At 67.4% G+C, this 21,128-nt stretch carries 18 protein-coding genes; 12 read left to right on the forward strand and 6 right to left on the reverse strand.

The genetic code is table 11. The features are described 5' to 3' along the window. A complete protein-coding gene (locus AB0M15_RS38350; protein WP_363830816.1) occupies positions 1-426 on the reverse strand; it encodes a MarR family transcriptional regulator in 426 nt (141 codons plus the stop codon). A gap of 88 nt (positions 427-514) precedes the next feature. Between AB0M15_RS38350 and AB0M15_RS38355 the strand changes: the two genes are divergently transcribed. From AB0M15_RS38355 to AB0M15_RS38365, 3 genes are all read left to right on the forward strand, one after another. Then, a complete protein-coding gene (locus tag AB0M15_RS38355) occupies positions 515-2,017 on the forward strand; it encodes an MFS transporter (protein WP_363830819.1) in 1,503 nt (500 codons plus the stop codon). Between the two features lie 111 nt (positions 2,018-2,128). Further along, positions 2,129-4,207, forward strand: coding sequence for a serine/threonine-protein kinase (locus AB0M15_RS38360; RefSeq protein ID WP_363830822.1), 2,079 nt, complete (start codon positions 2,129-2,131; stop codon positions 4,205-4,207). Between the two features lie 91 nt (positions 4,208-4,298). Then, complete coding sequence (locus AB0M15_RS38365; protein ID WP_363830827.1) at positions 4,299-5,384, forward strand: hypothetical protein; 1,086 nt, start codon at positions 4,299-4,301, stop codon at positions 5,382-5,384. Between the two features lie 44 nt (positions 5,385-5,428). On the opposite strand, the gene AB0M15_RS38370 is transcribed toward AB0M15_RS38365, so the two are convergent. Beyond that, the gene (locus AB0M15_RS38370) at positions 5,429-6,670 is read right to left on the reverse strand and encodes an MFS transporter (RefSeq protein ID WP_363830830.1); all 1,242 of its coding nucleotides are present in this window, start codon (positions 6,668-6,670) and stop codon (positions 5,429-5,431) included. A 157-nt stretch (positions 6,671-6,827) separates the two neighbouring features. On the opposite strand from AB0M15_RS38370, the gene AB0M15_RS38375 reads away from it, so the two are divergent. Beyond that, positions 6,828-7,850: an ATP-binding cassette domain-containing protein gene (locus AB0M15_RS38375; RefSeq protein ID WP_363830834.1), complete on the forward strand. Its 1,023-nt coding sequence runs from the start codon at positions 6,828-6,830 to the stop codon at positions 7,848-7,850. Then, a complete protein-coding gene (locus AB0M15_RS38380) occupies positions 7,847-8,686 on the forward strand; it encodes an ABC transporter permease (protein WP_363830838.1) in 840 nt (279 codons plus the stop codon). The genes AB0M15_RS38375 and AB0M15_RS38380 overlap by 4 nt, the downstream gene beginning before the upstream one ends. Positions 8,687-8,785: 99 nt before the next feature. Here the strand turns inward: AB0M15_RS38380 and greA are convergent, their stop codons facing one another. Both greA and AB0M15_RS38390 read right to left on the reverse strand, forming a co-directional pair. Beyond that, a complete protein-coding gene (gene greA / locus AB0M15_RS38385; protein ID WP_343982280.1) occupies positions 8,786-9,298 on the reverse strand; it encodes a transcription elongation factor GreA in 513 nt (170 codons plus the stop codon). Positions 9,299-9,488: 190 nt separating this feature from the next. Continuing rightward, entirely contained in the window at positions 9,489-9,977 is a 489-nt protein-coding gene (locus AB0M15_RS38390) for a DUF4307 domain-containing protein (protein ID WP_363830842.1), read from the reverse strand. A 35-nt stretch (positions 9,978-10,012) separates the two neighbouring features. Here AB0M15_RS38390 and mca point away from each other — a divergent pair, with 35 nt between their 5' ends. From mca to AB0M15_RS38405, 3 genes are all read left to right on the forward strand, one after another. Beyond that, positions 10,013-10,876 carry a mycothiol conjugate amidase Mca gene (gene mca, locus AB0M15_RS38395; protein WP_363830845.1) on the forward strand — a complete coding sequence of 288 codons (864 nt, stop codon included), beginning with the start codon at positions 10,013-10,015 and terminating at the stop codon, positions 10,874-10,876. A 40-nt stretch (positions 10,877-10,916) separates the two neighbouring features. After that, a complete protein-coding gene (locus AB0M15_RS38400; RefSeq protein ID WP_363830849.1) occupies positions 10,917-11,210 on the forward strand; it encodes a hypothetical protein in 294 nt (97 codons plus the stop codon). 233 nt (positions 11,211-11,443) lie between these two features. Next, complete coding sequence (locus AB0M15_RS38405) at positions 11,444-12,484, forward strand: CopD family protein (RefSeq protein WP_363830852.1); 1,041 nt, start codon at positions 11,444-11,446, stop codon at positions 12,482-12,484. 12 nt (positions 12,485-12,496) lie between these two features. Here the strand turns inward: AB0M15_RS38405 and AB0M15_RS38410 are convergent, their stop codons facing one another. Then, positions 12,497-13,033: a Uma2 family endonuclease gene (locus tag AB0M15_RS38410; RefSeq protein WP_363830855.1), complete on the reverse strand. Its 537-nt coding sequence runs from the start codon at positions 13,031-13,033 to the stop codon at positions 12,497-12,499. A 17-nt stretch (positions 13,034-13,050) separates the two neighbouring features. Here AB0M15_RS38410 and AB0M15_RS38415 point away from each other — a divergent pair, with 17 nt between their 5' ends. The 4 genes from AB0M15_RS38415 (at position 13,051) to AB0M15_RS38430 (ending at position 20,619) form a co-directional block, all read left to right on the forward strand. Beyond that, positions 13,051-15,060: a thioredoxin domain-containing protein gene (locus AB0M15_RS38415; protein ID WP_363830858.1), complete on the forward strand. Its 2,010-nt coding sequence runs from the start codon at positions 13,051-13,053 to the stop codon at positions 15,058-15,060. Positions 15,061-15,283: 223 nt separating this feature from the next. Then, positions 15,284-17,347, forward strand: a complete 2,064-nt coding sequence (locus tag AB0M15_RS38420; RefSeq protein WP_363830860.1) for a M4 family metallopeptidase — start codon at positions 15,284-15,286, stop codon at positions 17,345-17,347. Positions 17,348-17,523: 176 nt separating this feature from the next. Continuing rightward, positions 17,524-19,113: a M4 family metallopeptidase gene (locus AB0M15_RS38425; RefSeq protein WP_363830863.1), complete on the forward strand. Its 1,590-nt coding sequence runs from the start codon at positions 17,524-17,526 to the stop codon at positions 19,111-19,113. 75 nt (positions 19,114-19,188) lie between these two features. After that, positions 19,189-20,619, forward strand: a complete 1,431-nt coding sequence (locus AB0M15_RS38430) for a M28 family peptidase (protein ID WP_363830866.1) — start codon at positions 19,189-19,191, stop codon at positions 20,617-20,619. Position 20,620: 1 nt separating this feature from the next. Here AB0M15_RS38430 and AB0M15_RS38435 read toward each other — a convergent pair whose 3' ends face one another. Beyond that, on the reverse strand, positions 20,621-21,124 hold the full coding sequence (locus AB0M15_RS38435; RefSeq protein ID WP_363830869.1) for a hypothetical protein: 504 nt from the start codon (positions 21,122-21,124) through the stop codon (positions 20,621-20,623). Positions 21,125-21,128 lie beyond the last annotated feature (4 nt).

Consider the following 21,128-nt stretch of genomic DNA (forward strand, 5'->3'; position numbering starts at 1 on the left):
TTAGAGCGGGTCGCACGACTTGAGCAGCGGGGAGTGCAGGCGCTCGGCCAGCACTCGGCGGTGCGTGGGTGCTGCCTCGGTCTGCCGGAGCAGGCCTTCGTCCGTGAGCTTCACGTTGACCGCGCGGCGGTCCTCGTGGCACATCAACCGCTCGACCAGGCCGGCGGTCTCCAGCCGGCCGATCACGCGGGACAACGCGCTCTGGCTCAGGTGGACCGACTTGGCGATCGTCTGGACCTTCGCGGACTGCTCTGGGAGCTCGGCCAGCCGCTCGAGCACCTCGTACTCGCTCATGCCCAGCCCGTGCTGCTGCAGTTCGCGATCGAGCGCACAGCCGATATCGGCGTGTCGAGCTAGCAGCTCGCGCCAAATGCGGACATCGGCGCTGACTTCACCAGTCTCAGCGCTGACCTTCGTCTCGGTCATGGAGGCGACGTTATCATGCAACTGCATTCAATGCAAGCGCAATTAATGAGTAGACATTAGATGCAAGTGCATGCAATGCTCTCTTCTCGTGACACAAACAACAACGCACACCACCACTCCGGATCGCCTGACCTGGGACGCGCGCCTCTGGGGCGCACTCCTCGTGGTCTGCGGCGTGATCTTCCTCGACGGCCTGGACGTGTCCATGGTCGGTATGTCGCTGCCCTCCATCGGCGCCGACCTCGGCGTCTCGCTCTCCTCCCTGCAGTGGGTCGTCACCGGCTACGTGCTCGGGTACGGCGGGTTCCTGCTGCTCGGTGGCCGTACCGCCGACCTGCTCGGCCGTCGCCGGGTCTTCCTGGTCGCGCTCGCCGTCTTCGCCGTGGTCTCGATGCTGAGCTCACTGGCCACCAACCCCGAACTGCTCATCGCCGCGCGGTTCGTGAAGGGCATCGCCGCCGCGTTCACCGCGCCGGCCGCGCTCTCGATCATCACCACCACCTTCCACGAGGGCCCGGATCGCAACCGCGCCCTCAGTGTCTTCACCACCTGCGCCGCCAGCGGCTTCTCGATGGGCCTGATCCTCGGTGGCCTGCTGACCGAGGTCGGCTGGCGCTGGACCTTCCTGATGCCTGGCCCGGTCGCGCTGATCGTGCTGCTGTTCGCGCTCAAGCTGATCCCGAACAGCCCGCGGGACGAGAGCGCCGGCGGGTACGACGTACCTGGTGCCGTCACCGTCACTGCGGGCATGTTGTCGCTGGTCTTCGCCGTCGTCGGCGCCGAAGGGGCGGGCTGGGTTTCCTTCCGCACCATCGGGCTGTTCGTGCTCTCCGCTGTTCTGCTGGCGTCATTCGTGTTGATCGAGCTGAAGACCAAGCACCCGCTGGTCCGGCTCGGCATCTTCAAGCAGGCCAACCTGCGGAACGCGAACCTCGCGATCATGACGGTGTTCGGGGCGTACGTCTCCTTCCAGTTCATCGGCACGCTGTACCTGCAGAACCTGCTCGGCTGGTCGTCGCTGGAGACGGCCCTGGGCTTCCTGCCGGCCGGCCTGATCGTCGCCTTCCTCTCACCGAACGCCGGCAAGGTGGCCGACCGGATCGGTACCGAGCGGATGGTCGCGGCGGGCATGCTGCTCTTCGTCGTCGGGTACGCGCTGTTCCTGCGGATCGGGCCGTCGTCGGACTACGTGGCCACCGTGCTGCCGACGATCGTGCTGATCGGCCTGGGCTTCGCGATCACCTTCCCGGCGCTGAACATGCAGGCGACCAACGGGGTCGGCGACAACGAGCAGGGGCTCGCGTCGGGTCTGTTCAACACGTCGGCGCAGGTCGGCGGGGCGATCGTGCTGGCCATCACCACCGCGGTGATCGGCAGCCAGTCGCACGGCGTCACGGTGCCGAGCGGGATGCTCTCGGCGTACAAGCCGGCGCTGGTCGTCGTCACGGGGATCACGATCCTCGGCACGCTGATCGGGTTCCTCGGTCTGCGCGGGCTGGGGGCCCGGCGGGCGGCTGAGGCTGCTGAGTTGGCCGAGCTGGACGCAGTACAGAAAGAACTGGCGGACGAGGAGATGACTCCGGCCGCCTGAACCACATATGGGCAGTACCGCAGCGCGGGTTCCGGGCTACTCCGCCGGGGCCCGCACTGCTGTGCTCGATGCCTGTTGGTTGTGCTCGGTCGGGCTGGGCACCGGTAGCGGATGCGCACTGAAGAGCCGGAAGGTCGTCTGCTGGCTGGGCGGTACCGGCTGCTCGGCATCTTGGGTCGAGGCGGTATGGGTGTGGTCTGGCATGCCCGGGACGAGGTTCTCGGCCGCGAGGTGGCGGTCAAGGAGATTGTGCTGCCGCCCGGACTCGCCGATGAGCAACGCGCCATCCTCCGTCGCCGGACCCTCCGGGAGGCCCGCTCGGCCGCCAGACTCAGTGACCCGAACGTCGTCGCCGTCTACGACGTGGTGGAGGAGGAGGGGCGGCCGTGGATCGTGATGGAGTTCGTCAAGTCCCGGACGTTGGCTGACGCTGTCCGGCAGGACGGACCGTTACCGTTCCGGCAGGTGGCGAAGATCGGGCTGCAGGTGCTCGGTGCACTGGAGGCGGCGCATCCGGCCGGAGTACTGCATCGCGATGTGAAGCCGAGCAACGTGCTGCTCGCTGACGACGGCCGAGTCGTCCTGACCGACTTCGGCATCGCGACCCTGGAGGGTGAAACGGCCCTCACCCAGTCGGGGACGTTGGTGGGCTCTCCGGCGTACATCGCGCCCGAGCGGGTGCAGGCACGAGGTGCTGGCCCTGAGTCGGACCTGTGGTCGCTAGGCGCCACCCTCTACACGGCAGTCGAGGGTCGCCCACCCCATGACCGCGACACTCCACTGACCACCCTGACCGCCGCAGTGACCGAGCCCCCGGACCCGCCGAAGTTGGCCGGACCGCTCTGGCCGGCTCTGGAAGGCCTACTACGCAAGGACCCAGCCGAGCGGATAGACGCCCCCACGGCCCGCCGCCTGCTCCTACAAGCCGCCACGCCACTCCCCAAGCCCCCCACCCTCACCCCCAAACCACCCCCCACCCCGGCTGCTCCCACCCCGGTTGCTCCCACCCCGGTTGCTCCCACCCCGGTTGCTCCTACACCGGTTGCTTCTCTAGCCGCAGGTCCTATGGCCGCTGCTCCGCCACCCGCAGGTACTACCTCCGCTGCTCCAGCAGCCGATGCCCGTGCGGCCGATGCTCCTGCAGCCGCTGATCCTGCGGTCGCTGCTCCTCGGCAGTCGGCGGCGGCGTCTGACCACGGGCAGGCGACTCGTGTGCTTTCTGTGCCAGCTGTCTCGGAGTCACCGGCGTCCGCCGGAGCTTCCACGCCCAGCTCACCAGTCGCGCCGGCGTCTACCTCGCCGCCCGCCGTGCCCCCGGCCCCGCCGCCTGCCACCCCAGCTGCTGAGCCGGCTGGCGCGACCCCTGCCCCACCGGCTGCCGCGTCCACTGCCGCACCGGCTGCTGCCCTGGCTGCCACGCCCCCGGCCGCCCCGGCTGTCCGCACGGAGTCGTCGGGCCGGCGGGGAACCAAGGCGCTGATGGCGTTGGCGGTTTGTGTGGTGATAGCGGCCGGGCTTGGAGCGTGGGCCGTGTTCGGGCCGGACGACGACCCTGGGCAGAGCCAGAAGCCGGGCGCGTCGCCGACGGTGGTTGGCAGCACGTCGGTGCCACGTAGTACGCCGACAGCCTCCACGAAGAGCAGCAAACCGCAGAGCAGTGCGCCCTCGGCATCTTCGGTTCCGCCCAGCCGTACCGCCCAGCCGACGACTCAGCCGACCACCCAGCCGACGACTCAGCCGAGCGCCGGGGCGGCGGTACCGGCCGGCTATGAGCGGCACAAGGATTCGACGGGCTTCTCGGTGGCGGTACCGCGCAACTGGACTGTGCGACGCGAGGGCGGACGCGTGTACTTCCGCGAGCCCGGGGGATCGCGCTTTCTCCTCATCGACCAGACCGACCGGCCGAAGGCCGATCCGGTGGCCGACTGGCGTCAGCAGGAGGAGGCACGGCGCGACGGCTATCCGGAGTACCGGCGGATCCGGCTCGAGGCGGTCGACTACTTCGAGAAGGCTGCTGACTGGGAGTTCACCTATGCGGTTCGAGACGGGCGGCAGCACGTACTGAACCGCGGGGTCGTCACCAGCCCGCACCAGGCGTACGGGATCTATTGGTCCACCCCAGACGGTCAGTGGGCGGCCAGTCAGACCATGTTGCGCACCATCACGGACAGCTTCCGCCCGGCCTCCTGACCTCGATCGGCACCCCGCTCAGGGCCCGGGCGGGGGAGTTGGGGGCGATCCCCGATTGGTTTCGGACCTTCCGGGTGCTGGACTGGGGTACATGAGCGATCAGAGCAATCAGAGCGACTACGACCGACGGGTCCGAACCATCCTCGACCGAGTCGCCGCCGGCCACCTCACCACCGAAGAAGCCGCGACCCTGATCGCTGCCCTCCCCACCGACCCAGCAGCCCCCACCTCGACAGCCCCCACCTCGACAGCGCCTGCCGACTCAGCGCCCGCCGATTCACCGGCCTCCGCCCATGAGGCGGCTGCGGATGACTCGCCTTCGCCGTCTGTGTGGGCCGAGGTTGTCGACACTCCCACCCCCAATGGCGCCCCGAAGCACGCGGCCGAGCCGGCCACTGCCTCCGAGGGCGAGGAGAGTGTGGTGGACGACGCCGCCGCAGTACCGGAGGCGCCCGAGCCCGAGCCCGCGCCCGCAGCTGAGCCGGTGCATGCGCCTACTGCTGAGCCGGTGGTTGAGGAAGAGGCTTTGCACAGTGATCTTGTGGTGCCTTCGGGCGTGCGGCGGGTGACTATCCGGGCGATCGGGCGGCGAGTGCGGTTGATCGGGGAGCCTGCGGTGACCGGGGTTGCCGTTGACGGGCCGCACGTGATCAAGCGCGACGGGGACACGCTGGCGATCAACAGCGAAGGCGACATGGGTGTCTCGATCGACGGGCTGAGCATGTTGCGCAACCCGACGGACCTCAAGTCGCACGTGAACGGCTTCGCCAAGGAGCTGTCCATCCGGGTCAACCCGATGCTCCAGGTGGAGATCGAGGTGACCGGCGGCAGCGTCACCGCCGAACGCCTCCCCGGCCTGTCCAGGGTCCGCGTCACCGCCGGTACTGCGAAGGTCACCGACGTCGACGGCCCGATCGACCTCCTCGTCCAGGCCGGCACCGCCACCCTCGACGCCCAGATCACCAAGGGCCGCTCCCGCGTCCGCGTCGAGTCCGGCTCCGCCAACGTCACCCTCCGCCGAGGCTCCGACGTCCGCGTCCACACCGAAGCCCAGCTGGGCCGGGTCTCCTGGACCGGCGCAGTCTCCGGCCAATCCAAAGACGTAGAAATAGGCCGAGGCAGAGCCGCCCTAGACGTAGAGGTCCTAGTCGGCTCCGCCCAAATCACCTCCGACTAACCCGCGTGGCCCCGCCCTCCGGGCGGGACAACGCGGTGGGGGAGCTAGCTGTCGGCGTGGACGGGCGCTGGGAACGAGCGGAGGTTGCGTAGCGGAAGCAGCCAGCTTGAGCCGAGCAACGTGGCTATGCCGGCTAGGAGGAGGGTGGGGCGGAGGCCGATGGCTGTGGCTGTCAGGCCTCCGAGCAGGCTGCCTATGGGGGCGGCGCCCCAGCTGACGAAGGACATGGTGGCGCTTACCCGGCCTTGGAGGTCGGGTGGGCAGAGGCGTTGGCGGGCGCTGATCGCCAGGATGTAGCTGACGATGATGCCGATGGCGGCCAGGAGAGTGCCTAGGACGTACCAGGCCAGCCCCCAGCCGGGGGTGGTCAGCGCCTGCAGGGTGAAGGCGACTCCTATTGCTACTGAGCCGAGTACTAGCGCCCGGGCGTCGCCGATTCGGGTGCTGAGGCGTTCGGTGAACCAGGAGGCGGCCAGTGCGCCCAGTAGGCCGGTCATGCTGAGTAGGCCGATCAGGCTGGGCGACAGATGGATCTCCCGGACCAGGAACACGATCATCACCGCGCCGCTGGCCGCCTGGAACAGCATCGTCGTGGTCTGGTTCAGCGCGATCGGCCGCAGCAGGGGATGCGTGAACACGTACCGCAGCCCCTCGCCGATCTCCCGCCGCAGGTTCGGCCGCTCGGGCGGCACCGGCCGCGATTCCGGCGTACGGATCGAGCGGAGCCAGATCGCCGACCAGACGAAGCTGAGCGCATCGAGCCCGAGCGTGACGGCCGCACTCAGCCACTGGACGAGGAACCCGCCCGCACCCGCTCCCACCACGGCAGCGACCGAATGGTTGGCGGCCAGCTTCGCATTGCCCGGCAGCAGTTGCTCCGGCGCGAGCAACCGCGGGGGATAAGAGCTGTGCGCCACGTCGAACAGCACGGTCAACAGCCCGGCCAGCGCCAGTACGACGTACAGCTGAGTGAGAGTCAGTACTCCGAACCAGGCGGCGACCGGAATCGACCCGAGCAGCACTGCCCGCCCCAGATCCGCAGCAACGAGCACTGGCAGGCAGCGGACGCGGTCGACCCAGGCACCGGCGAACAGCCCGAGTAGTAGCCAGGCGGCCGTCTCGCTGGTGCGCAGGAGCGACACCTGCAGCGTGGAGGCGTCCAGGGTGAGGACGGCCAGCAGGGGAGCGGCCATCATGCCGAGGCGGCTGCCGAGCTGGCTCAGCAGGTCCGCGATCCAGAGGCGGCGGAAGTCGGGGTGGCTGAGGATGCCTGGACTCGAGCTCATCTGGCGACGGTAGAACGCAGACTTGAGCCTTGTCGACTCAATGTCAACAAAGTTGAGCCTGCTCGACTCAAGGTTATGTCAGGCGCTAAACCCCTCGAATTTTGTCGGCGAGCTCCGACAGGATGACCTGCATCACATTTGGGAAGGAGCGGCTGCGATGGCTGCAATCGAGGCGACAGGCCTCGTGAAGACGTTCAAGTCCCGCAAGAACACGGTCAAAGCGCTCGACGGCATCGACCTCGAGGTCCCCGAAGGCAGCGTGCTCGGGCTGCTCGGCCCGAACGGCGCGGGCAAGACCACGACGGTTCGCGTGCTGACCACCCTGATGCGGCCGGACGCGGGCAGCGCGCGGGTGCTCGGTCATGACGTGGTCAAGGAGGCCGACACCGTCCGCGGCCTGGTCGGGCTCTCGGGTCAGTACGCCGCGGTCGACGAGCTGCTCACCGGCCGGGAGAACCTGTGGATGTTCGGCCGGCTGTACCGGCTGAGCAGCCAGCAGGCCAAGCAACGGGCCGAGGAGCTGCTCGACATCTTCGACCTGACCGAGGCGGCCGACCGGATCCTGAAGACGTACTCCGGCGGGATGCGCCGCCGGCTGGACCTGGCCGGTTCGCTGATCGCGCATCCGAAGGTGCTGTTCCTGGATGAGCCCACGACCGGGCTCGATCCGCGCAGCCGGCTCGACTTGTGGCAGATCATCCGCGACCGGGTCAGCGAAGGAGTGACGATCCTGCTGACCACGCAGTACCTGGAAGAGGCCGACGAACTGGCCGACAGCATCGCGGTCGTCGACCAAGGCTCGGTGATCGCCCGCGGGACCGCCGACGAGCTGAAGGCGAAGGTGGGCGGCGAGCGGATCGAGGTCGTCGTGCACGAGCCGGACGAGACCTACCGGGCGCTCGAGCTGCTGACCGCGGCGCTGGAGATCACCGATCCGGAGTCGACCACGCTCGACAAGCACAGCAAGCGGCTGACGATGCCGGCGCCGGGTGGTTCGGAGGCACTGGTCGGGGTGATCCGCACGCTCGACGGCGCCGGGATCCGGATCGCCGACATCGGATTGCGCCGGCCGACGCTGGATGACGTGTTCCTCAGCCTGACCGGGCACGCGACCGAAGAGGACGGCCGGCCAACGGACGAGGCGGTCGGTAGTACCGATCCGAAGAAGGTGAAGGCATGAGCACGACCGGTACGCCGGTGAAGGTGAGCCCGATCGGCCGGGCGGTGACGGACGCGGGCATCCTCGCCTGGCGCAGCCTGAAGCGGATCCCGCGGACGCCGGACATGCTGATCTACGCGACGATCCAGCCGATCATGTTCGTGCTGCTGTTCGCGTACGTCTTCGGCAACGCGATCCCGATCCCCGGCTTCCCGGGCGCGCGGGCGTATCGCGAGTTCCTGATGTCCGGGATCTTCGCCCAGACGATGGCGTTCGCGGTCGCGTCGGCGAGCGTCGGGCTGGCCGACGACATGTCGAAGGGGCTGATCGACCGGTTCCGGTCGCTGCCGATGGCGCGCTCGGGGGTGATCGCCGGGCGGGTGATCGGCGACGTCGTCTTCAACGCGTTCGTCATGCTGATCATGGTGATCTGCGGCTTCATCGTCGGCTGGCGCTGGCACAACGGCATCGGCAACGCCCTGGCGGCGTTCGCGATCCTGCTGCTGTTCGCCTTCGCCATGCTCTGGGTGGGCGCCTTGATCGGCCTGTCGGTCGGCGGTCCCGAGGTCGCTGCGTCAGCCGGCCTGATCTGGCTCTTCCCCCTGACGTTCTTGTCGAACGCCTTCGTCCCCACCCCCAACCTCCCCAGCGGCCTGCAACCGGTCGCCGAATGGAACCCGATCTCCTCGATCGTCGCCGCCTGCCGTCACCTCTTCGGCAACCCCAGCCCCTTCGCCAGCCCCGACGGCTTCCCGGCCCAGCACCCGGTCTGGCTCTCCCTGATCTGGTGCACCGCCATCATCGCCGTCTTCGCCCCACTCGCAGTCAACAAGTACCGCCGCGCAACCGGCCACTGACCCGCCAGAACTGGCGACCTCGAACATGAAGCGGCGACCTTGAACAAGAAATAACCTGTTCAAGGTCGCCGCTGGGTGTTCAAGCCCACTACATGTGGGTCAGCCCTTGAAGGGGACGGCCGCGACGATTTCTACCGTGACCGGCTTGCCGTTGGGGGCTTCGTAGGTGGCCTTTTCGCCCTTTTTCTTGCCCAGGATGGCTGAGCCGAGGGGGGACTGCGGCGAGTAGACGTCGATGTCCACCGAGGAGTCCAGGGCGAGCAGTTCGCGGGAGCCGAGCAGGAACGTCTCGACGTCGTCGTCACCGGCGAACTTGATCGAGACCTTCATCCCGGGCTCGACCTTGCCGCCGGCCTTCGGGGTCTCGCCGACCCGGGCGCGGCGCAGCATGTCCTCGAGCTGCCGGATCCGAGCCTCCATCTTGCCCTGCTCGTCCTTGGCGGCGTGGTACCCGCCGTTCTCCTTCAGGTCGCCTTCGTCGCGGGCGTCGCTGATCCGCTGGGTGATCTCGGTCCGGCCCGGACCCTTCAGCTCCTCCAGTTCGGCCTTCAGCTGGTCGTAACCATCCTGGGTCAGCCAGACAACGCTGTCCTCGTCGATCTTCTGCGTCATGGCTGCTCCTTTGTCGATGGGATGGGGTGAGAAAAGGCTGAGGCCGCCGTCGTCGACGGCGACCAATCCACTGAGCGTAGCAAGACAGCGCTCAGAACCCCACAGTTCTTCGCTTTCCCAAACACTTGGCAAGCGCTTACCGTAGCTACCGAGGCAACCGTTTACCTCGCCTGGGAAACGGGTATACGAATTAATTCGGCCGATGTGCGTCAGCGGTCGTGCAACCGACCAGTACGACGGCGGTCGCGGCCCGCTGCGTCGTCAGGGTGGCGTCGATCGTCTGCTGCCGGGCGGAGTCCGGCGCGACCGTCACGGTCAGCTCGCCGACGATGGAGAAGTCGGCCGCTTTGGCCTGCAACCGGCACTGCGCCTCGACCGATTTGCTCCGGTCGACCTGGAACGTCGCGGTCGCCGTGGTCGCCGACTCGATCTTGAAACCGATCATCCGCGACGACACCGGCGGGTTCGACGCGATGAACGCGGCCCACAGCAACCACACCAGCCCGATCACGGCGACCACGGCCACGCCGCCGATCACCAGACGCCGGCGGCTGCGACCTGTCCGGCCGTACCTGGCATCCAGAACGGCGCTCGTACCGACGGCGGCATCCGCGCTCGAACTGGCGGTCGTACCGGCGGTGGTACCGGCGCTCGTACCGGCAGGTCGTGGGTCGGTCACTGGTTCTCCTCGGGCTTGGAGGACCATTGTGTCTTGTGACTGAAGATCTTCGCCTACTGCATGTCCACGCACACCCTGATGACGAGTCCAGCAAGGGCGCCGCATCGACCGCCAAGTACGTCGCCGAGGGCGTCGACGTGATGGTCGCGACCTGTACCGGCGGGGAACGCGGCTCGATCCTCAACCCCAAGATGGATCGGCCGGAGGTCCTGGCGAACATCACCGAGATCCGCCGCCAGGAGATGGACGCGGCCCGCGAGATCCTCGGCATCAGGCAGGAGTGGCTGGGCTGGGTCGACTCGGGCTTCCCCGAGGGCGACCCGCTGCCGCCGCTGCCGGAGGGCTGCTTCGCGTCGCTCAAGGTCGAGGACGCCGCGGCCCCGCTGGTGAAGCTGATCCGCGAGTTCCGGCCGCAGGTCGTCACGACGTACGACGAGAACGGTGGCTACCCGCACCCCGACCACGTGATGTGCCACCAGATCACGGTCGCGGCGTTCGAGGCGGCCGGCGACCCGGACGCGTACCCAGAGCTCGGTACGCCGTACCAGCCGCTGAAGCTCTACTACCACCACACCTTTCACCGCGAGCGGATGAAGGCGCTGCACGACGCGATGGTCGCGCGCGGCCTCGAGTCGCCGTACGCCGACCGGCTGAAGGACTGGAAGCCGGACCCGGAGAACGAGAAGCGGATCACCACCCGGGTCGAGTGCGCCGAGTACTTCGAGATCCGCGACCGCGCCCTGCTCGCGCACGCGACCCAGATCGACCCCGACGGCGGCTGGTTCACCGTACCGTTGGAGGTGCACCAGCAGGCCTGGCCGACCGAGGACTACGAGCTGGCGCGCAGTCTGGTGGACTCCGAACTGCCCGAGGACGACCTCTTCGCGGGGTTGCGCTGAGGGCGGGGACAGCCGGTGAGAGACTACAGAGGTGACAGCGATGACCCGACTTCTGACCATCAGCCCGCCGATGACCGAGATCGATCCGAACTCGGTCAAGCCCGGCTGGGTCGCGCTGCTGATCGTCCTGGTACTTGGTGGCGCCACCGTCCTGCTCTGGCGCAACATGGGCAAGCAGCTGAAGCGGATCGACTTCGACCCGGACGCGGGTGCGCGCGACCGAGCACCGTCCGACGTCCCGCCGACCACGGGCAACTCAGTGGCCCCGGGTGGCGCTGCCGGGCCGGCGGCGACGACGACGACGAATGCTGCGGCCGAGACGCCGGATAAGTAGGCGCGCCGCAGCCGATCGGTAACGCCGGGTAAGGGGCTTCGCGGGTAGATGCCTCTGGCAACGGGTTGGCTGCTTCGCGGGGTGCCGGCGGGGCGCCGCGATCGCCGAAAGTCACGGCTGGGCAACCGTTTGGACCTGGCTGGTCACGAGATGGTGTCATGCGGGGACTCTGTTAGATAGCTCACCTATAGTGTGCGCGTGTCCATCCATGGTGCCGAGGGCGGGAACGCTCGGTGACGACGACCCGCGCCACGCGCGTCGCCCGGCATCGCGTGCCTGGCGGCCGGCTGGTCGCGGGAGGCACGCTCGCGGTCGGCGTCGCGGCCGTGACGATGGTGATCGCCCTGTACTCCGCCGGCAGCGAACCGAAAACCGCCGATGACGGGCTCGGCGGTCCAGGACTCCTGGTCGAGTGGCTGCTGCCGTTCTTCCGGTTGCTCGCCACGATGGCGACCGTCGGCTGCGCTGGCGCGCTGCTGGCCGCGGTCGTGTTGCTTCGTACTGACGGTGGCCCGCTCGGAATGCAAGGCAGGCGGGCGATCCGGGACGCCAGCAACGCCGCGATCATCTGGGCCGTCAGCTCCTTCGCCGGCGCGATCCTCACCGCGGCGATCCTGCTGGCCACCCCAATCAACTTGCTGCGCCTGCGGTTGGACGACGCGCTCGCCGTCCCCGAGGTGAAATCGCTGCTGATCACCGGCATCCTCGTCGTCGCGCTCGCAGTCGGCATCCGCCGCGCCGAGACCGCATCGGGCGCAGGCCTCGGCGTACTGGTCGCGATCGCCGCCCTGGTCCCCAACGCACTGACCGCCTTCCCCCGCAACGAGTCGTACGTCGTCCTCGCGGGCGCGGCCCTCGTCATCCACGTGATCGCCGCAACCACTTGGGTAGGCGGCCTCGCGGGCCTGGTCCGCTACGGCCGAGCCAGCCGCGCCGGCCTCCCACTAGTCCTGGAACGCTTCAGCCAGGTAGCCCTGCTGTCCTCGATCGCCGTCCTACTCAGCGGCCTGATCAGCGCCGCCGGCCGCCTAGCAGCCAAGGGCGGCGGCTTCGACAAAGTCCTCGACGTCCTAACCTCAGACGCCTATGGCGCCCTCCTCCTGGCCAAAACCGTCGCCTTCCTCATCCTGATCATCGGCGGCTGGTTCCACCGCCGCCACACCATCGGCGACATCGACGCCACCGGCAGCCGCTTCTGGCAACTGATAGCCGGCGAACTCTTCATCATGGCCGTTGCCATAGGCCTCTCCATCGCCCTGGCCCAGACCATCTGAACCGCTGGTAGGTCAGAGGGTGCCGAGGTCGATTTCCACCTCGAATGGCACCGCCGCCTTGACGACGTCAGTGAAGACGTCGCCATCGCGGTACGAACCGGTAGCCGGATCGAGCACGTACGTGTACACCAGCGGGACACCGGTCGCAGCCTGCTCGACCCGCCAGTAGAAGGCGATGCCGGCCTTGGCGTACTGATCCATCTTGACGATTCGGTCGGTGGTCTCCGAGCCGGGCGACACCACCTCGACGACAAGCAATACATGTTCCGGCCGGGTGGGTGCGATATCGATCGTGTCGGCCCGATAGACGACAACGTCTGGGCGCCTGTTGGTCAGTGGGACGTCCTGGAGCCGGACATCGAAGTCCGTGTCCGCGTTCCAGTCCGGCCCGGCCGCCAGGTCCAGCCCGTTCGCCAGGAGCCGCGCCAGCCGGTTGTGCCGGATGGAAGTGCTTGGGGCGACAACGACCATCCCGTCGACGACCTCGATGCCAGCGCACTGCTCGGCGGACCAGGAGTCGTACTGCTCCGCGGTGATCTGGGTGTGCATCCACCTAGTGTGGGGGCATGGCCTCCAACGAGCTCGCCAAGTCCACTTCGCCCTATCTGTGGCAGCATGCTGACAACCCTGTGCACTGGCGGGAGTGGTCTGAGGGGGTGTTCGAGGAGGCTCGGGAGCGGGACGTGCCGGTGTTCTTGTCGGTGGGGTATTCGGCTTGTCACTGGTGTCATGTGATGGCGCATGAGTCGTTCGAGGACGAGGTGACGGCTGCTTATCTGAACGAGAACTTCGTTTGTGTGAAGGTGGATCGGGAAGAGCGGCCGGATGTGGATGCGATCTACATGCAGGCGACTGTCGCGATGACCGGGCAGGGTGGGTGGCCGATGTCGGTGTTTCTGACGCCGGGGGCCGAGCCGTTCTTCTGTGGGACGTACTTTCCGAGTGAGCCGCGGCATGGGATGGCGACCTTCCGGCAGGTGCTGGAGTCGTTGGTCAATGCGTGGCAGACCAAGCGGGCGGACATCGACAAGGTCGGGCGGTCGGTGGTCGAGCAGCTTGGGGCGCGTGGGGCGGTGGCTGAGGGGGCGCTCGACGAGGCCACGCTGGAGCGTGCGGTCGCGTTGCTGAAGGTGGATTTCGATCCGGTGGATGCGGGGTTCGGGCGGGCGCCGAAGTTTCCGCCGTCGATGGTGCTCGACTTCTTGTTGCGCAATCATCGGCGGACCGGTTCCACGGAGGCGCTGGAGATGGTCGCGCGGACGTGTGAGCGGATGGCGCGAGGTGGGATGTACGACCAGCTGGCCGGTGGGTTCGCGCGGTACAGCGTCGATGGGCAGTGGGTCGTCCCGCACTTCGAGAAGATGCTCTACGACAACGCGCTGCTGCTGGACGTCTACACGCAATGGTGGGCGATCACGGAGGAGCCGCTGGCCGAGCGGATCGCTGTCGAGACGGCTCACTTCCTGCTTGCTGAGTTGCGTACGCCGGAGGGTGGGTTCGCTTCGGCGCTCGACGCTGACACCGAGGGGGAGGAGGGCCGGTACTACGTATGGTCGCCCGCCGAGCTGCGGGAGTTGCTCGGTGGGGACGCCGACTGGGTGATCGACCTCTGCGATGTCACGGGCACCTTCGAGCAGGGAACGTCTGTACTGCAGCTCCGGCAGGACCCGGACGATCTGGGTCGGTGGCAGAAGGTGCAGGCGGTACTACGGGACGCGCGGCGCGGGCGGACGTATCCCGGCCGCGACGACAAGGTGGTGGCGGCGTGGAACGGGCTGGCGATCACTGGGCTTGCGCGGGCGGGCGTCGTACTGGGGAGGCCGGTGTATGTCGAGGCTGCTCTCGCCGCGGCTGAATTGGTCCGGGACGTGCATCTGGACCAGGCCGGAATCCTGCGGCGGACGTCGCGTGATGGGGTGGCGGGGTCGGCGCACGGGGTGCTGGAGGACTATGCGGCGTATGCGCAGGCGTGTCTGACCTTGCTGGGCGTCACGGGGAATCCATCGTGGCTGGAGCTCGCGCAAACCCTGCTGGACCGGGTGCTTGAGCAGTTTGTTGCCGATGGCATCTTCTACGACACGGCCGCTGATGCGGAGACGCTGGTCTGGCGCCCGCAGGACGCCACCGACAATGCCAGCCCTTCCGGAGTCTCCCTCGCGGCCGAAGCCTTCACCACGCTGGCTTCGGTGACCGGATCGGCCCGCTACGAAGCCGCCGCCCAGCAAGCACTCCAACTGTCCGCAGCCATCGCGGGCAGGGCGCCCCGCTTCGCGGGCCGGGCACTTGCGGTGGCGGAAACGATCGCCGCAGGCCCCCTGGAGATCGCCATCATCCGCGGCGTCGATGGAAGGGAAGGCGAGGAGGGCGACTTCGCCGGGCTCTTGCGGGTGGCGGTGAGGGAGTCGCCTTGGGGGACCGCTGTGGCTAGTGGTCTGGTCGGGTCCGTAGTGCCGTTGCTTGAGGGGCGGGGGCTGGTGGGCGGGCAGGCGGCTGCGTTCGTGTGTCAGCGGTTTACCTGTCGGCTGCCTGTTGTGTTGCCGGAAGACCTTCGGCGTGAGTTGAACGCCACTCGGTGAACCCTTGCAGAAGTGCGGGTTTTCCCTGTCATTTCGGCAGAATCGCTTGACTCCTGCTCCGGCGGAGGACAGAGTCCTCCCTCAGTCGGATGTAACAGAACTCGCATGTGCTGACACACAGTGTCACAAGTAGGCAGTGGCACTGCTGGGTCAACATCCGGTCCGCCCAAATGAAATTGGTCGTTGCGCCCAAACAGCGACCACACCGTGAGGAGATGTTGTCTTGAAACGACTGACATCAGCAGGGGCGGTGGTCATCGTCGCAGCCGCGGGGCTGGCGATGTCGCCCGCAGGAGCCGCCAACCGTACGGCCCCGCTTCCGGCATCCGGCTTCAACCAGCCGGCCGCTGTCCAGGCAGAGTCCGCGCTGACCGCGCAGACCGCCACCGCTCTCGGCCTGGCCGGCGGTGAGGTTCTCAAGGTTCGCGACGTCGTCAAGGACGCCGACGGCACCGAGTACGTCCGGTACGACCGGACCTTCAACGGCCTCAAGGTGGTCGGCGGCGACCTGATCGTGAAGCGCGACGGCTCCGCGATCAGCCACGTCACCTACAACCGTGGCGCGAAGGCCGTCGGGGTCGCCTCGACCAAGCCGACGCTGTCGCAGGCCGCCGCCCTGGCCAAGGGGTCGAAGTCCGTCGATTTCAAGGCCACCAGCAACAAGGGGACGCTGGTCGTCTTCGTCACGCCGACCAAGCCGGTGCTGGCCTACGAGGTCGTCACCAGCGGGGTCAAGGCCGACCAGACGCCGTCGGTCCTGCACTCCTTCATCGACGCCAAGACCGGCGCGGTGCTGGACCAGGACGACGAGGTGAAGACCGGTACCGGTAACTCGATGTACTCCGGCACCGTCACCATCGGCACGTCCGGCAGCTCGGGCAACTACTCGATGACCGACACCGGCCGTGGTGGCAACTGGACCACGGACCTCAACGGTGCGACCTCGGGCAACGGCACCACCTTCACCGACCCCGACGACACCTGGGGCAGCGGCACCACCGCGAACCGGCAGACCGCCGGCGTCGACGCCCACTACGGCACGCAGCTGACCTGGGACTACTACAAGAACGTCTACGGCCGCAACGGCATCTTCAACAACGGCCAGGGTTCGCGGTCCCGCGTCCACTACGGCAACGCGTACGTGAACGCGTTCTGGGACGGCACCCAGATGACCTACGGCGACGGTTCGGGCAACACCCGGCCGCTGACCTCCATCGACGTGGCCGGCCACGAGATGAGCCACGGTGTCACCGAGGCGACCGCCAACCTGAACTACTCGGGCGACGCGGGCGGCCTGAACGAGGCCACCTCCGACATCTTCGGCACCTCGGTCGAGTTCTATGCCAACAACGCGTCCGACGTCGGTGACTACCTCATCGGCGAGAAGATCAACATCAACGGCAACGGCACGCCGCTGCGTTACATGGACAAGCCGTCGAAGGACGGTGCCAGCAAGGACTGCTGGACGACCAGCACCGGTGGGCTCGACCCGCACTACTCGTCCGGCCCGCTGAACCACTGGTTCTACCTGGCCTCCGAGGGCTCCGGCGCCAAGACGATCAACGGCGTCTCGTACAACAGCACCACCTGCGACGGCGGGACCGTCACCGGTGTCACCCGCGAGGTGGCGGCCAAGGTCTGGTACCAGACCCTGACCACCAAGCTGACCTCCGGCAGCACCTACAAGGACGCCCGTGAAGGCGCGATCTCCGTCGCCAAGGCCCTGTACGGCGCCAACTCGTTGCAGTGCCTCGGCATCCAGGCCGCGTTCAACGGCATCACGGTCCCGGCCGGTGCCGAGACCTGTGGCGCGGTCATCCCGCCGACCGGCTCCGAGCGCCTCGTGAACGGTGGCTTCGAGTCCGGCACCGCCAGCTGGACCGGTACCGCCGGTGTCATCGTCAACGGTGGCACCAAGCCGGCTCACGGCGGTACCTGGAAGGCCGTTCTCGGCAACAAGGGCACCACGTCCACGCAGAACATCGGCCAGTCGGTCGCCATTCCGGCCGGCAACTCCTCGGCGCAGCTGTCGCTGTGGCTGCGGATCGACACCGCTGAGACCACCACCTCGACGGTGTACGACAAGCTCCAGGTACAGATCGTGGACGGCTCGACCACCACGACGCTGGCCACGTACTCGAACCTGAACAAGAACACGACGTACACGCAGAAGACCTTCAACGTCGGCGCCTACTCCGGCAAGACGGTCACCGTGAAGTTCCTCGAGAACGAGGACTCCTCGCTGCAGACCAGCTTCGTCGTCGACGACGTGTCGCTGATCGGCTAGTCAGCACTCTGCTGGTCCCGAGTCATCGGCCCGGGGGAGGACGCCGCTCTGATCCTCCCCCGGTCCGACCCCGCTTTCCTCCCGTTGTGCGGGAGTGATCCCTGCCGCGAAGCACGTGTACCAAGCGAAAACGATCGCTGCGCCCATTCAGCGACGAAACCGTGAGGAGTGCTGTTGTGAAGAGATTGACATCTGTAGGGGCAGTTGCCGTTCTGGCGGCCGCGGGCCTGGCGATCGCGCCGGCCGGCGCGTCTGTCCGCTCCGCCCCGTTGCCCGCTTCCGGCTTCGACCAGCCGGCCGCCGTCCAGTCCGAGCAGACGCTGTCCGCGAAGACCGCGGCCGCGCTCGGGCTGGGCAAGGGTGAGGTTCTCCAGGTCAAGGATGTGGTGAAAGATGCCGACGGCACCGAGTTCGTCCGGTACGAGCGGACGTTCAACGGCCTGAAGGTGGCCGGCGGCGACCTGATCGTGAAGCGCACCGGCGCCGGCGCGATCAGCAGCGTCACCTACAACCGCAACGCGACCGGGGTCGGCGTCAAGTCGACCAAGCCCACGCTGTCGCAGTCCGCGGCGCTGGCCAAGGGTGCGAAGGCGGCCGGCTTCAAGGCCACCGGCAACCAGGGCACGCTGGTCGTCTACGTGACCCCAGCCAAGCCGGTACTGGCCTACGAGGTCGTCACCACCGGGGTCAAGGCCGACCAGACCCCGTCGGTGCTGCACTCGTTCATCGACGCGAACACCGGCGCGTTGCTGGCCTCCGACGACGAGGTCAAGACCGGCACCGGAAAGTCCATGTACGCCGGTACCGTGACGATCGGTACGTCGGGCAGCGCGCCCAACTTCGTCATGAAGGACACCTCCCGTGGCGGCAACTACACCACGGACCTGAACGGTGGATCGTCCGGCGCCGGCACCACCTTCACCGACGCGGACAACATCTGGGGCACCGGTGCCGCTTCGAACCGGCAGACCGCCGGCGTCGACGCGCACTACGGCTCCCAGTTGACCTGGGACTACTACAAGAACGTGCACGGCCGGAACGGCATCTTCAACAACGGCCAGGGCGCGCGCTCCCGGGTTCACTACGGCAACAGCTACGTGAACGCGTTCTGGGACGGCACCCAGATGACGTACGGCGACGGGTCGGGCAACACGCACCCGTTGACCGCGATCGACGTGGCCGGTCACGAGATGAGCCACGGTGTCACCGAGGCGACCGCCAACCTGAACTACTCGGGCGACGCGGGCGGCCTGAACGAGGCCACCAGCGACATCTTCGGCACCATGGTGGAGTTCTACGCCAACAACGCCAGCGACGTCGGTGACTACTTGATCGGCGAGAAGATCAACATCAACGGCAACGGCACGCCGCTGCGTTACATGGACAAGCCGTCCAAGGACGGTCGCAGCAAGGACTGCTGGACGACCAGCACCGGCGGGCTCGACCCGCACTACTCCTCCGGCCCGCTGAACCACTGGTTCTACCTGGCCTCCGAGGGCACTGGCGCCAAGACGATCAACGGCGTCAACTACAACAGCACCTCCTGCAACGGCACCACGTTCGCCGGCGTTGGCCGGGATGTTGCCGCCAAGGTCTGGTACCGCACGCTGAGCACCAAGCTCAGCTCGGGCTCGACCTACAAGGACGCCCGCAACGGCGCGATCACCTCCGCCAAGGAGCTGTACGGCGCTGGTTCCGCTCAGTGCAAGGGCGTTCAGGCCGCATTCAGCGGCATTTCGGTTCCGGCAGGCTCAGCTGCCTGCTGACACCTGATTCCGGCGCGGGTCTCATCAAGGCCCGCGCCGGGGTCGTTCCTTTGTGAGGCAAAGGAGTATCCGCCCATGCTCAAGTCCCCCCTGAAACCAAGCCTGTACGGCGTACTCGGCGTCGCTCTCGTCGCCACCGCGATCCTCGTCCCGGGATCTGCCGCCAACGCCGTCGACTCACCCGACATCTCCGTCACCAACACCAAGGCGCACCTGGACCAGCTCCAGTCGATCGCCACCGCGAACAGCGGCAACCGCTACACCGGCCGCCCCGGCTATCTGGCCTCGGCCAACTGGGTGAAGTCGAAGCTCGACGCGGCCGGCTTCACCACCACGCTGCAGTCGTTCTCGACCTCGGCCGGTACGTCGTACAACGTGATCGCCGAATGGCCGCAAGGCGACGCCAACCACGTCGTGATGACCGGCTCGCACCTGGACAGCGTCAGCGCCGGCCCGGGTATCAACGACAACGGCAGCGGCAGCGCGGGTGTCCTGGAGACCGCACTGGCGTACGCCGCGAGCGGCCAGGTACCCAAGAACAGACTGCGCTTCGGCTTCTGGGGAGCTGAGGAGCTCGGCCTGCTCGGGTCGAAGTACTACGTCAACAACCTGCCGTCGGCCGAGCGCGCCAAGGTCGAGCTGTACATGAACTACGACATGATCGCGTCGCCGAACCCGGGTTACTTCATCTACGACGACAACCCGGCCGGCAACGGCGCCCGCGACGACCTGAAGGCCTACTTCACCGGCAAGAGCATCCAGACCGAGTACATCGACGTCCAGGGCCGGTCCGACCACGCTGCGTTCCGGTCGCTCGGCATCCCGACCGCCGGGACCTTCTCCGGCGCCGAGGAGATCAAGACGTCGGCCCAGGCGACCAAGTGGGGCGGTACGGCGAACACCGCGTTCGACGCCTGCTACCACCGCTCCTGCGACACCATCAACAACCTCAACCTGACCTCGCTCGACCGGCAGATCGACGCGATCGGTCACATGGTCTGGAACTACGCGCAGAAGGACTACGGCGGCACCGTTCCGCCGACCGGCCCGAACCTGATCCAGAACCCGGGCTTCGAGTCGGGCGCGGTGAACTGGACCGGTACCACCGGTGTCATCACCAACAGCAGTTCGAAGCCCGCGCACGCCGGGACCTACAAGGCCTGGCTGCAGGGCAACGGCAACACCAGCAGCGAGAACATCGGCCAGTCGGTGGCCATCCCGTCGACCGCGACCGCGGCGGCGCTGTCGTTGTGGATCCGGATCGACACCGCCGAGACGACCAGCTCGACGGTGTACGACACGGTGAAGGTGCAGGTGGTCGACGGATCGACGACGACCACGCTGGCGACGTACTCGAACCTGAACAAGAATACGACGTACACCCAGAAGACGTTCAACGTCCTTGCCTACAAGGGCAAAACGATCACCGTCAAGTTCCTCGGCCAGGAGGACTCGTCGTTGCAGACGAGCTTCGTGGTCGACGACGTGGCGCTCACCACCAGCTGAGTCAGACCGGCTTGCACAGATTGCCGGGTTTGGTGGCTTCGGTGAGCAGCGTGCCCACCGGGGCCACCAGCGGCTTCAGCTTCGGGTCGTCGAGCCGGGCCAGCCCGCCGCTCGCGGAGACCGCGATGATCATGTCGTCCGGGTGCCGGATGGTGGGCTTGGTGACACCGACGGAGGCCCAGTCGACCTGCTTCACCGCGTCGGTCAGGGTGTTGAGGAAGCCGGTTTCCAGCTTGCACTTGCCGGCCTTGCCCATCGAGCTGACGCTCGCGATGCCGTCGGTACCGACCACGACCTGATCGTTGAACCCGGCGAACCCACCGGTCCGGCTGACCGTCAGCGGGAGGCCGGTCCCGGTCGTGGTGCTCGGCGACGGCAGGCTGGCGATCGGGGTGCTCGGGTTGTTGGAGGCGGACGGCGTGCCGCCCGCGCCGGAGTCATCACCGCATCCGGTCAGAATCAGACCGGCGGCGGCTGCCAGTAGTACGAACCGAATGTTTTTCACACCC

The sequence above is a fragment of the Kribbella sp. NPDC051718 genome (genome assembly GCF_040681515.1).
GTDB lineage: Bacteria > Actinomycetota > Actinomycetes > Propionibacteriales > Kribbellaceae > Kribbella.